This is a genomic window from Rhodanobacter aciditrophus (assembly GCF_050026795.1).
Classification (GTDB): domain Bacteria; phylum Pseudomonadota; class Gammaproteobacteria; order Xanthomonadales; family Rhodanobacteraceae; genus Rhodanobacter_A.
This window is the reverse complement of sequence record NZ_JALBWP010000010.1, coordinates 596862-613046: the sequence shown is the minus strand read 5'-3', so window position 1 is coordinate 613046 and position 16185 is coordinate 596862. Positions and strand designations below refer to the sequence as shown.

The 16185-nt window shown below is 66.1% G+C and carries 14 protein-coding genes; 7 read left to right on the top strand and 7 right to left on the bottom strand.

Annotation, left to right across the window (positions count from 1 at the left end; genetic code table 11):
* Positions 1 to 32 precede the first annotated feature (32 nt).
* Both ACQGNW_RS07550 and ACQGNW_RS07545 read left to right on the top strand, forming a co-directional pair.
* On the top strand, positions 33 to 1445 hold the full coding sequence (locus ACQGNW_RS07550) for a mannose-1-phosphate guanylyltransferase/mannose-6-phosphate isomerase (protein ID WP_426662520.1): 1413 nt from the start codon (positions 33 to 35) through the stop codon (positions 1443 to 1445).
* A gap of 120 nt (positions 1446 to 1565) precedes the next feature.
* Entirely contained in the window at positions 1566 to 2774 is a 1209-nt protein-coding gene (locus ACQGNW_RS07545; protein WP_426662519.1) for a sulfotransferase family protein, read from the top strand.
* Positions 2775 to 2895: 121 nt separating this feature from the next.
* On the opposite strand, the gene ACQGNW_RS07540 is transcribed toward ACQGNW_RS07545, so the two are convergent.
* Both ACQGNW_RS07540 and ACQGNW_RS07535 read right to left on the bottom strand, forming a co-directional pair.
* Complete coding sequence (locus ACQGNW_RS07540) at positions 2896 to 3684, bottom strand: SURF1 family protein (RefSeq protein ID WP_426662518.1); 789 nt, start codon at positions 3682 to 3684, stop codon at positions 2896 to 2898.
* 96 nt (positions 3685 to 3780) lie between these two features.
* Positions 3781 to 5112, bottom strand: coding sequence for an MFS transporter (locus tag ACQGNW_RS07535; RefSeq protein WP_426662517.1), 1332 nt, complete (start codon positions 5110 to 5112; stop codon positions 3781 to 3783).
* A 222-nt stretch (positions 5113 to 5334) separates the two neighbouring features.
* Between ACQGNW_RS07535 and cyoA the strand changes: the two genes are divergently transcribed.
* Genes cyoA through cyoD form a run of 4 tightly spaced genes read left to right on the top strand, consistent with a single transcriptional unit; the run spans position 5335 to position 9386 of the window.
* Positions 5335 to 6342, top strand: coding sequence for a ubiquinol oxidase subunit II (gene cyoA / locus ACQGNW_RS07530; RefSeq protein WP_426662516.1), 1008 nt, complete (start codon positions 5335 to 5337; stop codon positions 6340 to 6342).
* A 22-nt stretch (positions 6343 to 6364) separates the two neighbouring features.
* Positions 6365 to 8395 (top strand): cytochrome o ubiquinol oxidase subunit I, encoded by a 2031-nt coding sequence (gene cyoB / locus ACQGNW_RS07525; protein WP_426662515.1) that lies wholly within the window; start codon positions 6365 to 6367, stop codon positions 8393 to 8395.
* Complete coding sequence (gene cyoC, locus ACQGNW_RS07520) at positions 8392 to 9009, top strand: cytochrome o ubiquinol oxidase subunit III (protein WP_426662514.1); 618 nt, start codon at positions 8392 to 8394, stop codon at positions 9007 to 9009. The genes cyoB and cyoC overlap by 4 nt, the downstream gene beginning before the upstream one ends.
* Entirely contained in the window at positions 9006 to 9386 is a 381-nt protein-coding gene (cyoD, locus tag ACQGNW_RS07515; RefSeq protein ID WP_426662513.1) for a cytochrome o ubiquinol oxidase subunit IV, read from the top strand. Before cyoC ends, cyoD begins: the two co-directional genes overlap by 4 nt.
* A 124-nt stretch (positions 9387 to 9510) precedes the next feature.
* Here the strand turns inward: cyoD and glmS are convergent, their stop codons facing one another.
* The 5 genes from glmS to ACQGNW_RS07490 form a co-directional block, all read right to left on the bottom strand.
* A complete protein-coding gene (gene glmS, locus ACQGNW_RS07510; protein ID WP_426662512.1) occupies positions 9511 to 11340 on the bottom strand; it encodes a glutamine--fructose-6-phosphate transaminase (isomerizing) in 1830 nt (609 codons plus the stop codon).
* A gap of 103 nt (positions 11341 to 11443) precedes the next feature.
* Positions 11444 to 12814: a pyridoxal-phosphate dependent enzyme gene (locus tag ACQGNW_RS07505; protein WP_426662511.1), complete on the bottom strand. Its 1371-nt coding sequence runs from the start codon at positions 12812 to 12814 to the stop codon at positions 11444 to 11446.
* A 163-nt stretch (positions 12815 to 12977) separates the two neighbouring features.
* Positions 12978 to 13205: an HP1242/YdcH family protein gene (locus tag ACQGNW_RS07500; RefSeq protein ID WP_426662510.1), complete on the bottom strand. Its 228-nt coding sequence runs from the start codon at positions 13203 to 13205 to the stop codon at positions 12978 to 12980.
* Positions 13206 to 13676: 471 nt separating this feature from the next.
* Positions 13677 to 14288, bottom strand: coding sequence for a hypothetical protein (locus tag ACQGNW_RS07495; protein ID WP_426662509.1), 612 nt, complete (start codon positions 14286 to 14288; stop codon positions 13677 to 13679).
* On the bottom strand, positions 14285 to 14947 hold the full coding sequence (locus tag ACQGNW_RS07490) for a DUF4398 domain-containing protein (RefSeq protein ID WP_426662508.1): 663 nt from the start codon (positions 14945 to 14947) through the stop codon (positions 14285 to 14287). Before ACQGNW_RS07490 ends, ACQGNW_RS07495 begins: the two co-directional genes overlap by 4 nt.
* Before the next feature lie 82 nt (positions 14948 to 15029).
* Between ACQGNW_RS07490 and ACQGNW_RS07485 the strand changes: the two genes are divergently transcribed.
* Complete coding sequence (locus ACQGNW_RS07485) at positions 15030 to 16157, top strand: PilT/PilU family type 4a pilus ATPase (RefSeq protein WP_426662507.1); 1128 nt, start codon at positions 15030 to 15032, stop codon at positions 16155 to 16157.
* Positions 16158 to 16185 lie beyond the last annotated feature (28 nt).

Genomic DNA, 16185 nt, shown 5'->3' with positions numbered 1-16185 from the left:
TGGACCAACACACTCTTGCAGGTCGATCCACCATGCTCATTCCCCTGATCCTCAGCGGCGGCAGCGGCACGCGACTGTGGCCCGTATCGCGCAGGAACCTGCCCAAGCAGTTCCTCTCGCTGGCTGGCCACGGCACGCTGTTCCAGCAGACTGTGGCGCGCACGCGCCGGTTGCCCGGCGTGGCCGCCCCCATCGTGGTGGCCAGCGAGGATCACCGTTTCCTCGCCGCCGAGCAGCTGCGCGACGCCGGCGTCGAGGGCGGCGCCGTGGTGCTGGAGCCGCTGGCGCGCAACACCGCACCGGCGATCGCGCTGGGCGCGCTGGAGGCGCTGAAGCGCGATGCCGATGCACTGCTGCTGGTGCTGCCGGCCGACCACCTGATCGGCGACACTGCCGGCTTCGTCGACGCCGTGCAGCACTCGCTGCCGGCGGCCCGGCAGGGCTGGCTGGTCACTTTCGGCATCCGCCCGGACCGGGCCGAGACCGGCTTTGGCTATATCCGCCGCGGCGAGGCCATCGGCGACGGTGCGTTCCGCGTCGAGCGCTTCGTGGAGAAGCCCGACCTCGCCACCGCCGAGGGTTATCTTGCCGACGGCGGCTACGACTGGAACTCCGGCATGTTCCTGTTCCGCGCCGACCGCTACCTGGAAGAGCTCGGCGCCCACGCACCAGCGATGCTGGCGGCCGTGCGCGCCGCGCATGCCGCCGCCCACGCCGACCTCGACTTCGTGCGCGTGGACCGGGAACTCTTCGCCAAGGTGCCGGAGGATTCCATCGACTACGCGGTGATGGAAAAGACTGCGCGCGCCGCCGTGATCCCGGTAAGCTGCGGCTGGAGCGACATCGGCTCCTGGTCGGCGCTGTGGCTGGCCGGCGAGCGCGACGCGGACGGCAACCTGCGCGAGGGCGACACGCTCACTGTCGACACGCACAACTCGCTGCTGCGCTCGCACGACCGCCACCTCATCGCCACCGTGGGCGTGGACGACCTGGTGGTGGTGACCACGCCGGACGCCACGCTGGTCGCCCGCCGCGACGCGGCGCAGGACGTGAAGAAGGTCGTCGAGCAGCTGAAGGCTGCGGGCCGCAGCGAACACTCCTTCCATCGCGTGGTGCACCGCCCCTGGGGCAGCTACGACTCGCTGGAAGCCGGCGAGCGCTTCCAGGTGAAGCGCATCGTGGTGAAGCCCGGCGCCGCGCTCAGCCTGCAGAAGCACCACCACCGCGCCGAACACTGGATCGTGGTCTCCGGCACCGCCGAGGTCACCTGCGACGACCAGGTGTTCCTGCTCGGCGAGAACCAGAGCACCTACATTCCGCTCGGCAGCAAGCACCGCCTGCGCAATCCCGGCAAGGTGGCGCTGGAACTGATCGAGGTGCAGTCGGGCAGCTACCTCGGCGAGGACGACATCGTGCGCTACGACGACGTGTATGGCCGCGCGTGAACACGATAGGAGCATGGATAAGTACCATTCAGGCTCTGCGGATCAACACACGGATCTCGCAAAGGGCCTCAAAGTGTGAGAAGTTTCCCATGAAGTTTGATCGGCGAGGGAGCGATCAACATGGCAAATTTCCAGACAAGGGGCGGCAAGGGACCAATCTTCGTTGTCGGCTCACCTCGATCCGGCACGAGCATACTCACTTGGTGCCTCGGACAACACGCAAACATCCTTCCACAGGAAGAGTCGGTGTGGATGGGCGAATTAGCGGTGAGTCTCGGCGTGCAATTCCAGGTCGGGCATAAACGTGGCGAACGCTCACAACTGAGCGCTATAGGTGTCGATAGGGACGTCTTTTTCAGCACCTTCGGTGACGCCATCAATGACTTGATTCTTCGTCATCGTAGTAGTCTGGAACAAAATAGTCTGCTCAGCGCCGAACAAGACCCACTGCAGGTTCACTCCGCCTTTAGCGTATCGCGCTCAAGTCTTGAACCGAAGTTGCGCTGGGTTGACGGCACACCAGAATATTCCCTGTATATCTGCGGGCTCAGGAAACTTTTTCCGGATGCGAAATTCGTGCACATCGTGCGCGACGTGAAAGCCGCGGTCAATTCGCTACTGAATTTCAGACCGGACGGCCATCTTGCATTTGTGGAAACCGAGCAGCAGGCTTACGAATATTGGCTACGCACCGTGCAGGCTTGCGTACAGGCAGAGCAGGCGCTTGGCTCGCAAGTCGTCCACAGGCTGCGTTACGACGATTTGGTACAACGCCCCGAATGGGCCATTCGCAGAGTGCTTGAGTTCTTGGGCGAGCCCTTCATGTCCGCGTGCATCGAGCCGCTGGTCACCCAGATCAACAGCTCGAAGGTTCCCGAGAATTTTCGCGCATCGGATCCGCAAACCGATACAAACCTAGTCGGGCAAGCCCAACAATTGAGCGAGCAATTGCAGCAGCCCCCTGTGGATCATCCGCCGTCCTCTTACGCCATGCATGAATTCGTGGCAGCTTTCAGCCAACGCGTAGCCTACGCGGCAGGGCTTGATACGCAGTACGGATTGGCAAACCATGAAATAGGCAGGCTTGCCGCAGTCATTTCGCGATTGTTGATGAAATTGAACTGGTGCGGGGTGATGCTGGCTGCTCAGCTGCTGCTGGCGATCGCCGTGAATCTGGCCGTAGTCACATCAAGGCAGACTCTTCCCACTACTGACAAACTACTTTGGCTCATCACATCCGTGATCTGCACCGGAGCCTATGTCGTAATCCGTCCAACCAGTTTGAGGCACCTTGTCGCGAGAATCATCCATAAGAGTTTGCAGAAATAGGAGCTTCTTGTCCGCTGGTCAATGCAATGTGATGGGCTTACGACGACGCGGTGTTGCAACATCGCTATCCGGCGATTGAGGTCTCCGCCGGAGAAGTCCATCAATCGGCTGCATTATTCCACTACGCGGAATCCGTGGAAGCCTGCTTGCGCCGCAACCGCCATTCGTCCCGCGCCACGTAGCCCGCCGCGCCCAGCACCATCAGCGCCAGCAGGTACCAGGTGATCAGGTAGTTGAGGTGGTGGTTCGGGAAATGGATCACCGTCATGCCACCGCGCGGCCAGGCGGACGCTGCCGCGCCCGGCGCGGCATCGGCATCCACGAAGTACGGCGCCACGTCGGCGAGGCCGCGGGCCTTGGCGATCGCCGCCACGTCGCGGGTGTACCAGGTGTCGGCGGCGGGGTCGTTGCGACGGAACAGGCCGGAGGGTTCGCTGATCCGCAGCAGGCCGGTGATCGTGACCTGGCCACCCGGCGCAGGCGGGCAACGCCCCTCGAGATCGCACCAGCCGTCGGGAGCGAAGCCGCGGTTCACCAGCACGATGCTGCCATCGTCGCGGCGCAGTGGCGTGAGTATCCAGTAGCCGCTGCCGGCATCGGTCGCCGTCCACACCCGCGTCTGGCGGCCGCCGAGCCAGGTACCGGAGAGCCGCACGTGGCGATATTCGGCGTTGGCTGCCGTGATGCCGGCCCAATCCGCCCTGGCAGGCGCCGGCACCGGCGGCGCATGCACGCGTTCGTTGACGCGGGCGATCAGCGCCGTCTTCCAGGCCAGCCGGTGCACCTGCCAGGTGCCCAGCGCCACGAAACTGGCGAACAGCAGCAGTCCGAGCAGCGCCAGCAACGTCAGCGCGAGCGGCCCCCGCACGTTGCGCGTGGTTTCGTCCAACGAGGTGTCTGCATCTGGCATGGCCGCGCATGATCGCACCAAGCCCCGGCCATCACCACCGGCGACGGCAAAGGCCCGCACCGGGCGGCCTTGCCGCTCCTGCACCGGGCGCACCGGTCAATCGTTGGGAAGCCCGCCGGAACGCCGGCTGATCCACAGGGCGGCCAGCGTGCCGACTGCCCCGGAAAGCAGGTACAACCCCACGTAGGGAACCCCGGCATACCGGGCCAGCGCAAGCGCCACCAGCGGCGCAAAGCCGGCGCCGATCAGCCAGCCAAGGTCCGAGGTGATCATCGCGCCGCAGTAGCGGAACTCCGGCAGGAAGTTCGAGCTCACCGCACCGGCGGCCTGTGCGTGCGTGAAGCCGAGCAACGCATAACCGAGGACGATGAACAGGTAGCTGTTCACCGTGCCGCCGGAGAGCAGCAGCGCGGTCCACCCGCTGTAGACCGCGATCAGCACGCCACCGGCCGCCAGGGTGGTGCGCCGGCCGAACCGGTTCGCCACCCGGCCGGACAGGAACATGCACGGCAGGGCGACGAAGGCACCGATGATCTGCACCACGAGGAATCCGACCACCGATTGCTGCGTGAACAGCAGCGCCCACGACAGCGCGAAGATGGTCACCAGGTGGAACATCGCGTAGCTGGCCAGCGGGGCGAAGGCACCGAGGGCGATGTTGTCGCCCTGCGAACGCACCAGCTCGCGCATCGGCGAAGGCTCGAGATCACGCTCCTTGAGCTGTTCCACATAGCGGGGCGCGACCACCATGCGCAGGCTGGCAAACAGGGACACCACGTTGATGGCGAACGCCGCGAAGAACGGATAGCGCCAGCCCCAGTCGATGAACTCCTGGTGCGAAAGGCTGGCCCAGATATAGGCAAACAGCGCTGCCGCCATGATGAAACCGACCGGATCGCTCAACTGGGGCAGCATGGCGTACCAGCCGCGCCGATTCTTCGGCGCCTTGAGCGCCATCAGCGAAGCCAGTCCGTTCCAGCTACCGCCCAGCGCAAAGCCCTGCCCGAAGCGCAGCACCGCCAGCGCCAGGATGGCGGCCCAGCCGAATGTCGCGTAGCCGGGCAGGAACGCCGTACCCGCGGTCGCCATGCCGAGCAGGAACAGCGCGATGGTGAGCTTGGTGGGCAGCCCGAAATGACGCTGCAGCACCAGGAAGAACATCGAACCCAGCGGCCGCGCGATGAAGGCCAGCGCGAATATCGCAAACGAGTAGAAGACCCCATCGATCTGGCTGGCGAAGGGAAAGAACACGGCCGGGAACGCCAGCACGCAGGCGATGCCGAACACGAAAAAGTCGAAGGATTGGCAGGCGCGTCCCACCAGCACGCCGACAGCGAGATCTCCCGGCGTCATCTGCTCCGCATGGGTGTTGCCGCCATGCGCATGGACGGCCAAACCGGGAACCGACTGGGTGCTGCTGGTTGGCATGGCGATTCCCTGGCGACGATCGTGCAAGAAATTGCTGGACAGACCGGCTGCGACATCGCGCAACGCGGCGACCTGCTGCATCTGGCCGCCACGACATCCCTTTGCGGCTCCGACCATTTCCGGCATGCCGGATCGGTCGGTCAACGCGTTCGACGAGGGTAGTATAGACCTGCCTTTCGAGAGTAGTGTAGGCAACACTTCGTTGCCGATGCACACGCGCCCATGACAGTGAAACGTCTTCGCGGCCTGCTGTTGTCTCCGCTTGCGCTGCTCGGCGGCTGCCGCCTGGCGCTGCTGGATCCGTCCGGCGACGTGGCCCGCCAGCAGAGCGACGTCATGATCGTCACCACGGTCATCATCGCGCTGATCATCGTGCCGGTGCTCGTCGCGATCGGCATCATCGCTTGGCGTTACCGGGCCTCCAATCCGAAGGCCCTCTATGACCCGGATTGGGATCACTCGCCGCAGCTGGAGCTGGTGGTGTGGGCCGCTCCGTTGCTGATCATCATCGCCGTCGGCGCGATCAGCTGGATCGGCACCCACCAGCTCGATCCCTATCGTCCGCTCGACCGTGTGGCCAAAGGGCAACCCGTGGCAGCCGGCACCAGGCCACTGGAAGTGGATGTCGTGTCGCTGCGCTGGAAGTGGCTGTTCTTCTATCCGCAGTACGGCATCGCCACGGTGAACGAGCTGGCGGCGCCGGTAGACGTGCCGATCCGGTTCCGGCTCACCTCCGACGCCATGATGGATGCGTTCTCGGTGCCGGACCTGGCCGGCATGGTCTACACCATGCCCGGCATGCAGACGATGTTGCATGCCGTCGTCAACGAGCCGGGACGGTACCCGGGCTTCTCGGCCAATTACAGCGGCGCGGGCTTCACCGACATGCGCTTCGGCTTCGAGGGCATGAGCCCGCAGGATTTCGACGCATGGATCGCCAGGGTCCGCGCAGGCGGCACCGACCTCGATCGCGCAGCCTACGCGGTGCTGCGCCGGCCCCAGCGCGATGCGCCGGTGCAGTATTACGCCCGCTTCGAGCCCGACCTCTACACCCGCATCCTCGATCGCTGCGCTGGTCCCGGCCAGCAATGCATGGACCACATGATGTCGGCCGGTGATCCCGCCGGCGACGCCATGCAAGGCATGCGCGACCGCCCCACGCACGCCGGTGCCGCCTCGCTGGCGGATGCCGGGAAGACGCTCCCCGCGCAGGCTGCGGAGGCGCACTGACCTGCTTGCGGAGATTCACGCCATGCCCGAAGCCATGCCCCACCGTGCCACCGTCTGGAATTTCCTGTTCGGGCGGCTGACGCTCGATTCGCTGCCCTTCCTGAAGCCCGACCTCGAGGGCCGCATCGTCCTGGCGACCTTGATCGTGGTGGCGCTTGGCGGCCTGGCCATCCTCGGCCTGGTCACCAGGAAACGGCTGTGGGGCTACCTGTGGCACGAGTGGTTCACCAGCGTGGACCACAAGAAGCTCGGCATCATGTACATGATCCTCGGCACGGTGATGCTGCTGCGCGGCTTCTCCGACGCGATCATGATGCGCGCGCAGCAGGCCTACGCCTTCGGCCCGCAGATGGGCTACCTGCCGCCCGAGCACTACGACCAGATCTTCACCGCGCACGGCGCGATCATGATCTTCTTCGTGGCGATGGCCTACATCGTGGGGCTGATGAACTACGTGATGCCGCTGCAGATCGGCGCACGCGACGTGGCGTTCCCGTTCCTCAACAACCTGAGCTTCTGGTTCACGTTCTGGGGCGCCATCCTGTTCATGGTGTCTCTGTTCGTCGGCGACTTCTCGACCGCCGGCTGGCTGGGCTACCCGCCGGTGTCGGAGCTGCAGCAGGGCCCCGGCGTCGACTACTACATCTGGGGCCTGCAGTTGTCCGGCGTGGGCACGCTGCTCACCGGCGTCAACTTCGTCACCACCATCCTGAAGATGCGCGCGCCCGGCATGTCGATGATGAAGATGCCGGTGTTCAGCTGGACCACGTTGTGCACCAGCGGCCTGATCCTGGCGACATTCCCGGTGCTCACCGCCACCCTGCTGCTGCTCTCGCTGGACCGCTATCTCGGCACCCACTTCTTCACCACCGGCTTCGGCGGCAACGTGATGATGTACATCAACCTGATCTGGGTGTGGGGCCACCCGGAGGTGTACATCCTGATCCTGCCGATCTTCGGCGTGTATTCGGAGATCGTGCCCACGTTCTCGGGCAAGCCGCTGTTCGGCTATTCCTCGATGGTCTACGCCACCGTGGCGATCATGATCCTGTCGTACCTGGTGTGGTTGCACCACTTCTTCACGATGGGCTCGGGCGCCGACGTCAATTCGTTCTTCTCGCTGACCACGATGATCATCTCCATTCCCACTGGAGTGAAGATCTTCAACTGGCTGTTCACCATGTACCGCGGACGCGTGCGCTTCACCGTGCCGATGCTTTGGACGATGGGCTTCCTGTTCACCTTCACCATCGGCGGCATGACCGGCGTGATGCTGTCGGTGGCGCCGGCCGACTTCCTGCTGCACAACAGCCTGTTCCTGATTGCGCACTTCCACAACGTGATCATCGGCGGCGTGGTGTTCGGCGCGTTCGCGGCGATCAACTACTGGTTCCCCAAGGCGTTCGGCTTCAGGCTCGACGAGTCCTGGGGCAAGGCCAGCTTCTGGTTCTGGCTGGTCGGCTTCTGGGTGGCGTTCACGCCGCTGTACATCATGGGCCTGATGGGCGTGACCCGGCGCCTCAGCCACTTCGACAACCCGGCGCTGCAGCCGTATTTCATCGTCGCCGCGTTCGGCGCCTTGCTGATCGCGCTGGGCATTCTCGCGTTCGTGGTCCAGATCGCCGTCAGCATCCTGCGGCGCAAGGCCTACGCGGTGGGCGGCGACCCGTGGAACGGCCGTACGCTGGAATGGTCCACCTCGTCGCCGCCGCCGGCCTACAACTTCGCGTTCGTCCCGAACGTGCATGCACGCGACGCCTGGACGGACATGAAGAAGCACGGCTTCCAGCGCCCGCTGGAAGGCTTCCGCCCCATCCACATGCCGAAGAACACGGCCGCCGGCGCGATCATCGGCGCGCTGTCCTTCGCGTGCTGCTTCGGCCTGGTCTGGTACATCTGGTGGCTGGCCGCGGCGTCGTTCGCGGGCGTCGTCGTCGCATCCGTCGTCCACACCTTCAACTACCACCGCGACTACCACATCCCCGCGGACGAGGTGCGTCGGTTCGAACACACCGGCAACTGGCAGCCTGAAGCGCAGGGGGCAGGCGCATGAACACCACGGTTGCCGATACCGCGCCCTCGCGCTTCCTCTGCCACGAAGAGCCGCATGCGCACAGCGGAACCCTGCTCGGGTTCTGGCTCTACCTGATGAGCGACTGCTTCATCTTCGCGTCGCTGTTCGCCTGCTACGCCGTGCTCGGCACCAGCACCGCCGGCGGCCCCTCCGCCGCCGAGGTGCTCGACCTGCCAGGCCTGGCGGTGAACACTGCCCTGCTGCTGGTGTCGTCGGTGACCTTCGGCTTCGCGATGCTGGAGATGGCCCGGAAGAGACAGCGCGCCATGCTGGCCTGGCTTGCGGTGTCCGGCCTGCTGGCCGCCGGCTTCGTGACGCTGGAGATCCACGAGTTCGCCGGCATGATCGCCGAAGGTGCCGGCCCGGACCGCAGCGCGTTCCTGTCCTCGTTCTTCACCCTGGTCGGCACGCACGGGCTGCACGTGTCCATGGGCATCCTGTGGCTGCTCGTGCTGATGGTGCAGCTGGGCAAGTTCGGCCTGACCGAGGCGAACATCCGGCGCCTGCAGTGCCTCAGCATGTTCTGGCACTTCCTGGACCTGGTGTGGGTCGGCGTCTTCAGCTTCGTCTATCTGGCGGGAGTGCTGCGATGAGCCATCCGTCTTCCTCAGCCCACGGCGACGACACCATGCACGTGCACCAGGGCAGCCTGCGCGGCTACCTGACAGGCTTCGTGCTGGCGGCGATCCTCACCGTCATCCCGTTCTGGCTGGTGATGGGGCGCGTATTCCAGAACCACTGGCTGACCATCACCATCGTGCTGCTGCTGGCCATCGTGCAGATCCTCGTGCACGTCATCTACTTCCTGCACCTGGACACGCGCTCGGAAGGCGGCTGGAACATGCTGTCCTTCGTCTTCACCATCGTGCTGGTGGTGATCGTGCTGGGCGCATCGATCTGGGTGATGTACAACGAGAACTCGCTGATGATGCCGATGTCGTCGCAGTACCGGCACCAGACGGCGGGGTGATAGGCAGCGGGCGCGTCGCGAAACGAAAAGCCGGCGGATGCCGGCTTTTTTGCCCGAGAGGCACGGCCATGGACGGCCGCCCGCTTGGTCCTCGCGGTCAGGGATCACTGCGAGGATTCCGCACCTACTCCACCGTCACCGACTTCGCGAGATTGCGCGGCTGGTCCACGTCGGTGCCACGCAGCACGGCCACGTGGTAGGCCAGGAGCTGCAGCGGCACGGTGAACACCGCCGGAGCGATGAAGTCGCCGCCGGCGTCGATGCGCAGCAGGTGGCCGCGCGCGGCATTGCCGTCCATCGGCGCCGCGTTGTCGGCGAACACGATCAGCTCGCCGCCGCGCGCGCGCACTTCCTGCAGGTTGGACTTCAGCTTGTCCAGCAGCGGACCGCTGGGCGCCACCGCCACCACCGGCATGTCCTCGTCCACCAGCGCCAGCGGTCCGTGCTTGAGCTCGCCCGCGGGATAGGCCTCGGCGTGGATGTAGGAGATTTCCTTGAGCTTGAGCGAACCTTCCAGCGCCACCGGGAACTGCGCACCGCGCCCCAGGAACAGCGCGTGGTGACGCGGGATGAAATGTGCGGCCAGCTCCACGATCTGCGGCTCCAGCGCCAGTGCACGCTCGATCGCGCGGGGCAGCGCCTGCAGTTGCGCGCAGAGGTCCGCGTAGCGCGCGTCGTCCAGCCCGCGCTGCCGCGCCAGCTGCAGGGAGAGCAGCGCCAGCGCCGCGAGCTGGGTGGTGAAAGCCTTGGTGGAGGCCACGCCGATCTCGGGGCCGGCGCGGGTCATCAGCTTGAGGTCCGCCTCACGCACCACCGAGGATTCGGGCACGTTGCAGATCGCCAGCGTGCCGAGATAGCCGCGCCGCTTCGACTCGCGCATCGCGGCCAGCGTGTCGGCGGTTTCGCCGGACTGCGAGATCGCCACGAACAGCGTGCCCTCGGGCACCACCGCCTCGCGGTAGCGGTATTCGCTGGCCACCTCGACGGCCACCGGCAGGCGCGCGTATTCCTCGATCCAGTATTTCGCCACCAGGCCGGCGTGGTAACTGGTGCCGCAGGCGACGATGTGCACGCCGCGTACCTTCGCCAGCAGCGCGTCGCCGCCCACGCCGAAGACGTTCGGCAGCACGCCGTTCGCGCCCAGGCGCGACTCCAGCGTGTCGGCCACCGCGCGCGGCTGCTCGAAGATCTCCTTCTGCATGTAGTGGCGGTATTCGCCGCGCTCCACTGCATCGGCGGACAGCTCGCTCTCGTGCAGTGCGCGCTCGACCGGCCGACCGTCGAGGCCGAACACCTGCACGCGGTCGCGGGTGATCTCCACGACGTCGTCCTCGTCGAGGTAGATCATCTTGTTGGTGACCTGGACCAGCGCCTGTGCGTCGGAACCCAGGAAGTTCTCGCCGATGCCCACGCCCACCAGCAGCGGCGCGCCGCGGCGGGCGCCGACCACGCGGCCGGGCTCGTCGCGGCTGATCACGGCGATCGCGTAGGCGCCTTCCAGCTCGCGCACCACGGCCAGTACCGCCTCGCGCAGGCCCAGGCCTCCGGCGAGGCGCTCGTCGATCAGTGCCGCGATCACCTCGGTGTCGGTCTCGGAAGTGAACACGTGGCCGCGCGACTTGAGCTCCTCGCGCAGGCTGGCGTAGTTCTCGATGATGCCGTTGTGCACGATGGCGACACGGCCGGCGATGTGCGGGTGCGCGTTGGCCTCGTTCGGCACGCCGTGGGTGGCCCAGCGCGTGTGCGCGATGCCGGTGCCGCCGGGAAACGGCGCTGCCAGGTACTGCGCCTCCATCTCGCGCACCTTGCCCTTGGCGCGCACGCGGTGGATCTCGCCGCCTTGCAGCACGGCCAGGCCGGCCGAGTCGTAGCCGCGGTATTCCAGCGCCTTCAGCCCGGCGATCAGCAGCGGCGCCACGTCACGCTGGGCGGCGGCGGCAACGATTCCACACATGGCGGGAACTCCTTGACGGTTGGCGGTTGTCGGCCCGGCCGACGCAGGCAGCGACTGTGCCGCCTGCGCGTTTCAGCCAACTTTCGACACCCTTGCCGGACAGTCAGTTCACCTTGCGGCGCAGCCAGTTCAGCAGGTCGATGCGGGTGATCAGGCCCATGAACTGCTCGCCATCCATCACGATCGCCACGTGGCCGCGCTCGAACACCGGCAGCAGCGATTCGATCGGCGAACGCACGTCGAGCATCTGCAGGTCCGTGATCATCGCCACCGACACCGGGTCGCGGAAGCGCGTCTCGTCGGCGTGCACGTGCATCAGCACGTCCGACTCGTCGACGATGCCTACCAGCCGGTTGCCGTCCATCACTGGCAGCTGCGAGACGTCGTACAGCTTCATCCGGGTGTAGGCGGTGATCAGCAGCTCGTGCGGGCCGATCACCACGGTGTCGCGCTTGGCGAACGGACGCAGCAGCAGGTCGCGCAGGTCGCCGTGCTGCTCGCGTTCGAGGAAGCCGTTGTCCAGCATCCAGTAGTCGTTGTAGAGCTTGGAGAGGTACTTGTTGCCGGTGTCGCAGACCAGGGTCACCACGCGCTTCGGCGCGGTCTGCTCGCGGCAGTACTTCAGGGCGGCGGCCAGCAGCGTGCCGGTGGAGGAACCGCCCAGCACACCCTCCTTCGCGAGCAGTTCGCGCGCGGCGAGGAAGCTCTCCTTGTCGGAAATCGCGTAGGCCTTCTTCACCCGCGAGAAGTCGCTGATCGGCGGCAGGAAGTCCTCGCCGATACCTTCCACCAGCCAGCTCGACGACTTGGCGGAGAGCGTGCCCTCGTTGATGTACTGGGCGAGGATGGAACCCACCGGGTCGGCCAGCACGATTTCGGTGTGCGGCGAGGTCTTGGCGAAGTACTGCGACAGCCCGGTCAGGGTGCCGGACGAGCCGCAGCCCACCACGATGGCGTCGACGCGGCCGTCCATCTGCTCGAGGATCTCCGGCCCGGTGCTCTCGATGTGCGCGCGCGGATTGTCGGGATTGCCGAACTGGTTGATGAAGTAGGCACCGGGAGTCTCGCGCGCGATGCGCTCGGCCATGTCCTGGTAGTACTCGGGGTGGCCCTTGGCCACGTCGGAACGGGTGAGCACCACCTCGGCACCCATCGCCTTGAGGTTGAAGATCTTCTCGCGGCTCATCTTGTCCGGCACCACGAGAATCAGTCGGTAGCCCTTGGCCTGCGCCACCAGCGCGAGGCCGAGGCCGGTGTTGCCGGCGGTGCCCTCGACCAGGATGGCGCCGGGCTTGATCTTGCCGGCCTTCTCCGCGCCTTCGATCATCGACAGGCCGATGCGGTCCTTGATCGAACCGCCGGGGTTCGCGCTCTCCAGTTTCAGGAACAGCCCGCACGGCCCGGTATCGAGGCGCTGCGCGCGCAGCATCGGGGTGTGGCCGATCAGTTCGAGAACGCTTTGCTGCACCGTCATGGAGGCTCCGTCGCGTGGCTGGCCGGTGCGCGTCGGCGGCACCGGAGAGAGACCCCATGATAGCCGAGCGTGGCGAACGGACCGGGCGAAAATGCCGCGGCCCCGGCCATCTTCCTGGGCGGAAGCTGCCGGGGCCGTCGTGGCCACTGGATTCAGAAGGCGCTCAACTGGAAAGCTGGCGGCGCCCTTCCCACATGCGCTCCAGGCGCGTCCTGGCATGCAGCTTTTCCTTCTTCATGCAGGCGAGGGTGATGTCGTCGAGTGGCAGCACGCCGATCTCGGCGTCGTGCACCTTGCTGTCGAGTTCCCGATGGTGCTGATAGAGGCGGCGGAATTCCGCATCCGCCTTCATCAATGCTTCGACGTCATCACGCTGCTGGTTTTCGAACATGGTCCAACCTCCTCGTGAGTGAGCATGCGGGCGCACGGGCGCCCGTCCGCCGCCCCTGATCACGCGCACGCTCCCGCCCGCCCGCGCCGGCAAGCCGGCTGGCGGGCGGGAAACTGGCGGGGGAATGGTGCATGGTTCGGGCCGACGGTCATGGAGCGGAACGGCTCCACTGGGGTTGACCCTACTCCGCCCGGAAAAGTGCCGCAAGCCTTCGCGGCGGTGATCGACGACGCACTGCCGAGACCTTGTGAAATCCCCATAAAAAGCTGTCGGAACAGCTTGTTGCAGCTACCCGGAAATGACACGGCGCCGCTCTCGCGGCGCCGTGTTCGAGGTGCATCGGTAGCGGCCTTCATTGAACAGTGCAGCCAGGGATGGCGCCCCGTTTGATTCCCGCAATCAGGGACGATTGCAAAGACCACTGGCTGCCCATTTGACCTCCGTGATCATGGACGATCGCAAAAGTCAAACCTACGGCTTGCCACCGCTGTCCTGCTGCATCTGCGCGCGCATCGCCTTGGCGGCCTTCGCGGCCAGCTCGGCCTCGCGCTTGGCGGCGCGCGCCACCCGGCTCTGCGCCGCGGCCAGCCGCTTGGCCTTGGCCGCTTCGGCCTGGGCCTGCTCCGCAGCCTGCGAATAGGCCTCGCCCTGCGCCTGCAGGCGCTGCGCCTCTTCCTGGGCCATCTGGTACTGCAGGCGCTGGCGCTCCAGTTCACGGCGGGCCGTCTCGGCCTCGCGGCGGGTATTTTCCAGCTGGATCTGGTCGTGCTCGCGGTCGAGCTGGGCCAGCTTGGTCTGGGCGTCCTGCAACTGGGCGGACGCCCTGGCCAGGTCCACGCGCCGCTCGGCCATGTACAGCGCGTGCGGTCGATCGTGCGAACTGGCCTCTGCCAGCTGGGCGATCGCATTGCGGGCGAGCGCCTGCTCGGCCTGGGCGTAATTGCCCAGCACCGGATCGCTGGCCAACTGGTCGAGGTTGCTGGTCAACCGGCTGACGTCGATGTCGTCGCGCCTCGCCTGGGCGGTGCCGACAATGCCCAGTGCCATCGCGGCGGCGGCAAACAGGGTGGCGGCACGCTTCATGGCTGGCCTCCTGCAGGCTGGAAGCCCTGTGTTGCGTTCGGATTCTGGCCATCCGACTGCGGATTCTGCGTTGGCACCGTCTGGAAACCCTGCCCCGACGGCGGCGCCGACAGCACCGAGGCGGAGGGTGCAGGCATGTCCTCCAGCGGCGCGGCAGGCGGCAGCGCCACCGAGCCCGCCGGCGCAGGAACCGAACCGGCGGTGGCCGGCATCGGCAGCGGCTTGGCGAACTCCGCCGCGGCCGCGGCGGCGGCCTGGGCTCCCTGCTCGCGCAGCTCGGCATTGGCGTTCATCTTGGACTGGATCTTGGCCCGGGCCGCACCGAGGTTGGCCTTGACCCGCGCCAGTTCGGAGTCGGCGCGCGACTCCTCCGCCAGGTCGGCCGCCAGCGCGTATTTGCGGTCGGCCATCGCACCCTGCGCCTGCTGGAACTTGTCCTGGGCAAAGCCGAGATCCACCGGGTCGTAGTCGGCCGCCCCGGCGTCGCGCGCGGCCTGCAGCTGCGATTGCGCCAGGTTCATCGACTCGTTCGGCGGGGGCACGCTGGCGCAACCGGCCAGGAACAACAGGCCGGCCAGCAGGCCGGCCTGCGCGAGCCGTCGCGCCGGCCTGTACGGGCGCGCCGGGCGCCGGGTCGGTGAAGGGGAGATGTGCACCATCACGCATTCCTGATTAAGCTTCTACGCGTATTGTGGGCGTGCACAATCGCTCATTGCAACGAGCACAACCAGGGGATTTGGCGTGGATATCGGTTACTTCCTCAAACTGATGGTCGACAAGGGCGCCTCGGACATGTTCCTGTCCACGGGCGCCCCGGTGAACATCAAGGTCGAGGGCAAGCTCTACCCGCTCGGCAACACCGGACTGCCCGGCGGCATGGTGAAGAAGATCGCCTACTCCCTGATGGACGAGGGTCAGGTGCCGCAGTTCGAGCGCGACCTCGAGCTGAACATGGCGCTGGCGGTGAAGGAGGCCGGGCGCTTCCGCATCAATGTGTTCAAGCAGCGCGGCGAAGTGGGCATGGTGATCCGCGCGATCAAGAGCGAGATCCCCAACGTCGAACAGCTGCAGCTGCCGTCGATCTTCCGCGACCTGATCATGGAACCGCGCGGCCTGATCCTGGTGGTGGGTGCCACGGGCTCGGGCAAGTCGACCACGCTGGCCTCGATGATCGACCACCGCAACACCAACTCCGCGGGCCACATCCTCACCATCGAGGACCCGATCGAGTACCTGCACCGGCACAAGCGTTCCATCGTCAACCAGCGCGAGGTGGGCCTGGATACGCACACCTACCACGAGGCGCTGAAGAACGCGATGCGCGAGGCGCCGGACGTCATCATGATCGGCGAGATCCGCGACACCGACACCATGGAGGCGGCGATCTCGTTCTCCGAAACCGGCCACCTGTGCCTGGCCACCCTGCATTCCAACAACGCCGACCAGACGCTGGAGCGCATCCTCAACTTCTTCCCCGAGTCGGCGCACAAGAACGTGCTGATGAACCTCGCGCTGAACCTGCGCGCAGTGATCAGCCAGCGCCTTGTGGTGGGCAAGGACGGCCGCCGCCTGCCCGCGGTGGAAGTGCTGCTGAACACGCCGCTGATCCGCGACATGATCCGCCGCGGCCAGATCCACGAGGTGAAGGAGGCGATGGACCGCAGCCTGCAGGACGGCATGCAGACCTTCGACCAGTCGCTGTACCGGCTCTACAAGGAGGGTCGCATCGAGCTGGAGGAGGCGCTCAACAAGGCCGACTCCCGCGACGGCCTGGCGCTGAAGATCCGCCTCGCCGAAGGTGGCGGCAACAGCTCGGACGGCAACGCGCTGATGGGCGGCAGCAACGACCCTTACGGGATGGGGTTCTGACAGGCTGCCGCAGAGCCTGTCACGCGGG

What these genes read in the sequence shown, in the direction of transcription:
- ACQGNW_RS07550 (WP_426662520.1), top strand. Translation starts at nt 33, where the DNA reads ATGCTCATTCCCCTGATCCTCAGCGGCGGCAGCGGCACGCGACTGTGG.
- ACQGNW_RS07545 (WP_426662519.1), top strand. Translation starts at nt 1,566, where the DNA reads ATGGCAAATTTCCAGACAAGGGGCGGCAAGGGACCAATCTTCGTTGTC.
- ACQGNW_RS07540 (WP_426662518.1), bottom strand. Translation starts at nt 3,684, where the DNA reads ATGCCAGATGCAGACACCTCGTTGGACGAAACCACGCGCAACGTGCGG.
- ACQGNW_RS07535 (WP_426662517.1), bottom strand. Translation starts at nt 5,112, where the DNA reads ATGCCAACCAGCAGCACCCAGTCGGTTCCCGGTTTGGCCGTCCATGCG.
- cyoA (WP_426662516.1), top strand. Translation starts at nt 5,335, where the DNA reads ATGACAGTGAAACGTCTTCGCGGCCTGCTGTTGTCTCCGCTTGCGCTG.
- cyoB (WP_426662515.1), top strand. Translation starts at nt 6,365, where the DNA reads ATGCCCGAAGCCATGCCCCACCGTGCCACCGTCTGGAATTTCCTGTTC.
- cyoC (WP_426662514.1), top strand. Translation starts at nt 8,392, where the DNA reads ATGAACACCACGGTTGCCGATACCGCGCCCTCGCGCTTCCTCTGCCAC.
- cyoD (WP_426662513.1), top strand. Translation starts at nt 9,006, where the DNA reads ATGAGCCATCCGTCTTCCTCAGCCCACGGCGACGACACCATGCACGTG.
- glmS (WP_426662512.1), bottom strand. Translation starts at nt 11,340, where the DNA reads ATGTGTGGAATCGTTGCCGCCGCCGCCCAGCGTGACGTGGCGCCGCTG.
- ACQGNW_RS07505 (WP_426662511.1), bottom strand. Translation starts at nt 12,814, where the DNA reads ATGACGGTGCAGCAAAGCGTTCTCGAACTGATCGGCCACACCCCGATG.
- ACQGNW_RS07500 (WP_426662510.1), bottom strand. Translation starts at nt 13,205, where the DNA reads ATGTTCGAAAACCAGCAGCGTGATGACGTCGAAGCATTGATGAAGGCG.
- ACQGNW_RS07495 (WP_426662509.1), bottom strand. Translation starts at nt 14,288, where the DNA reads ATGAAGCGTGCCGCCACCCTGTTTGCCGCCGCCGCGATGGCACTGGGC.
- ACQGNW_RS07490 (WP_426662508.1), bottom strand. Translation starts at nt 14,947, where the DNA reads ATGGTGCACATCTCCCCTTCACCGACCCGGCGCCCGGCGCGCCCGTAC.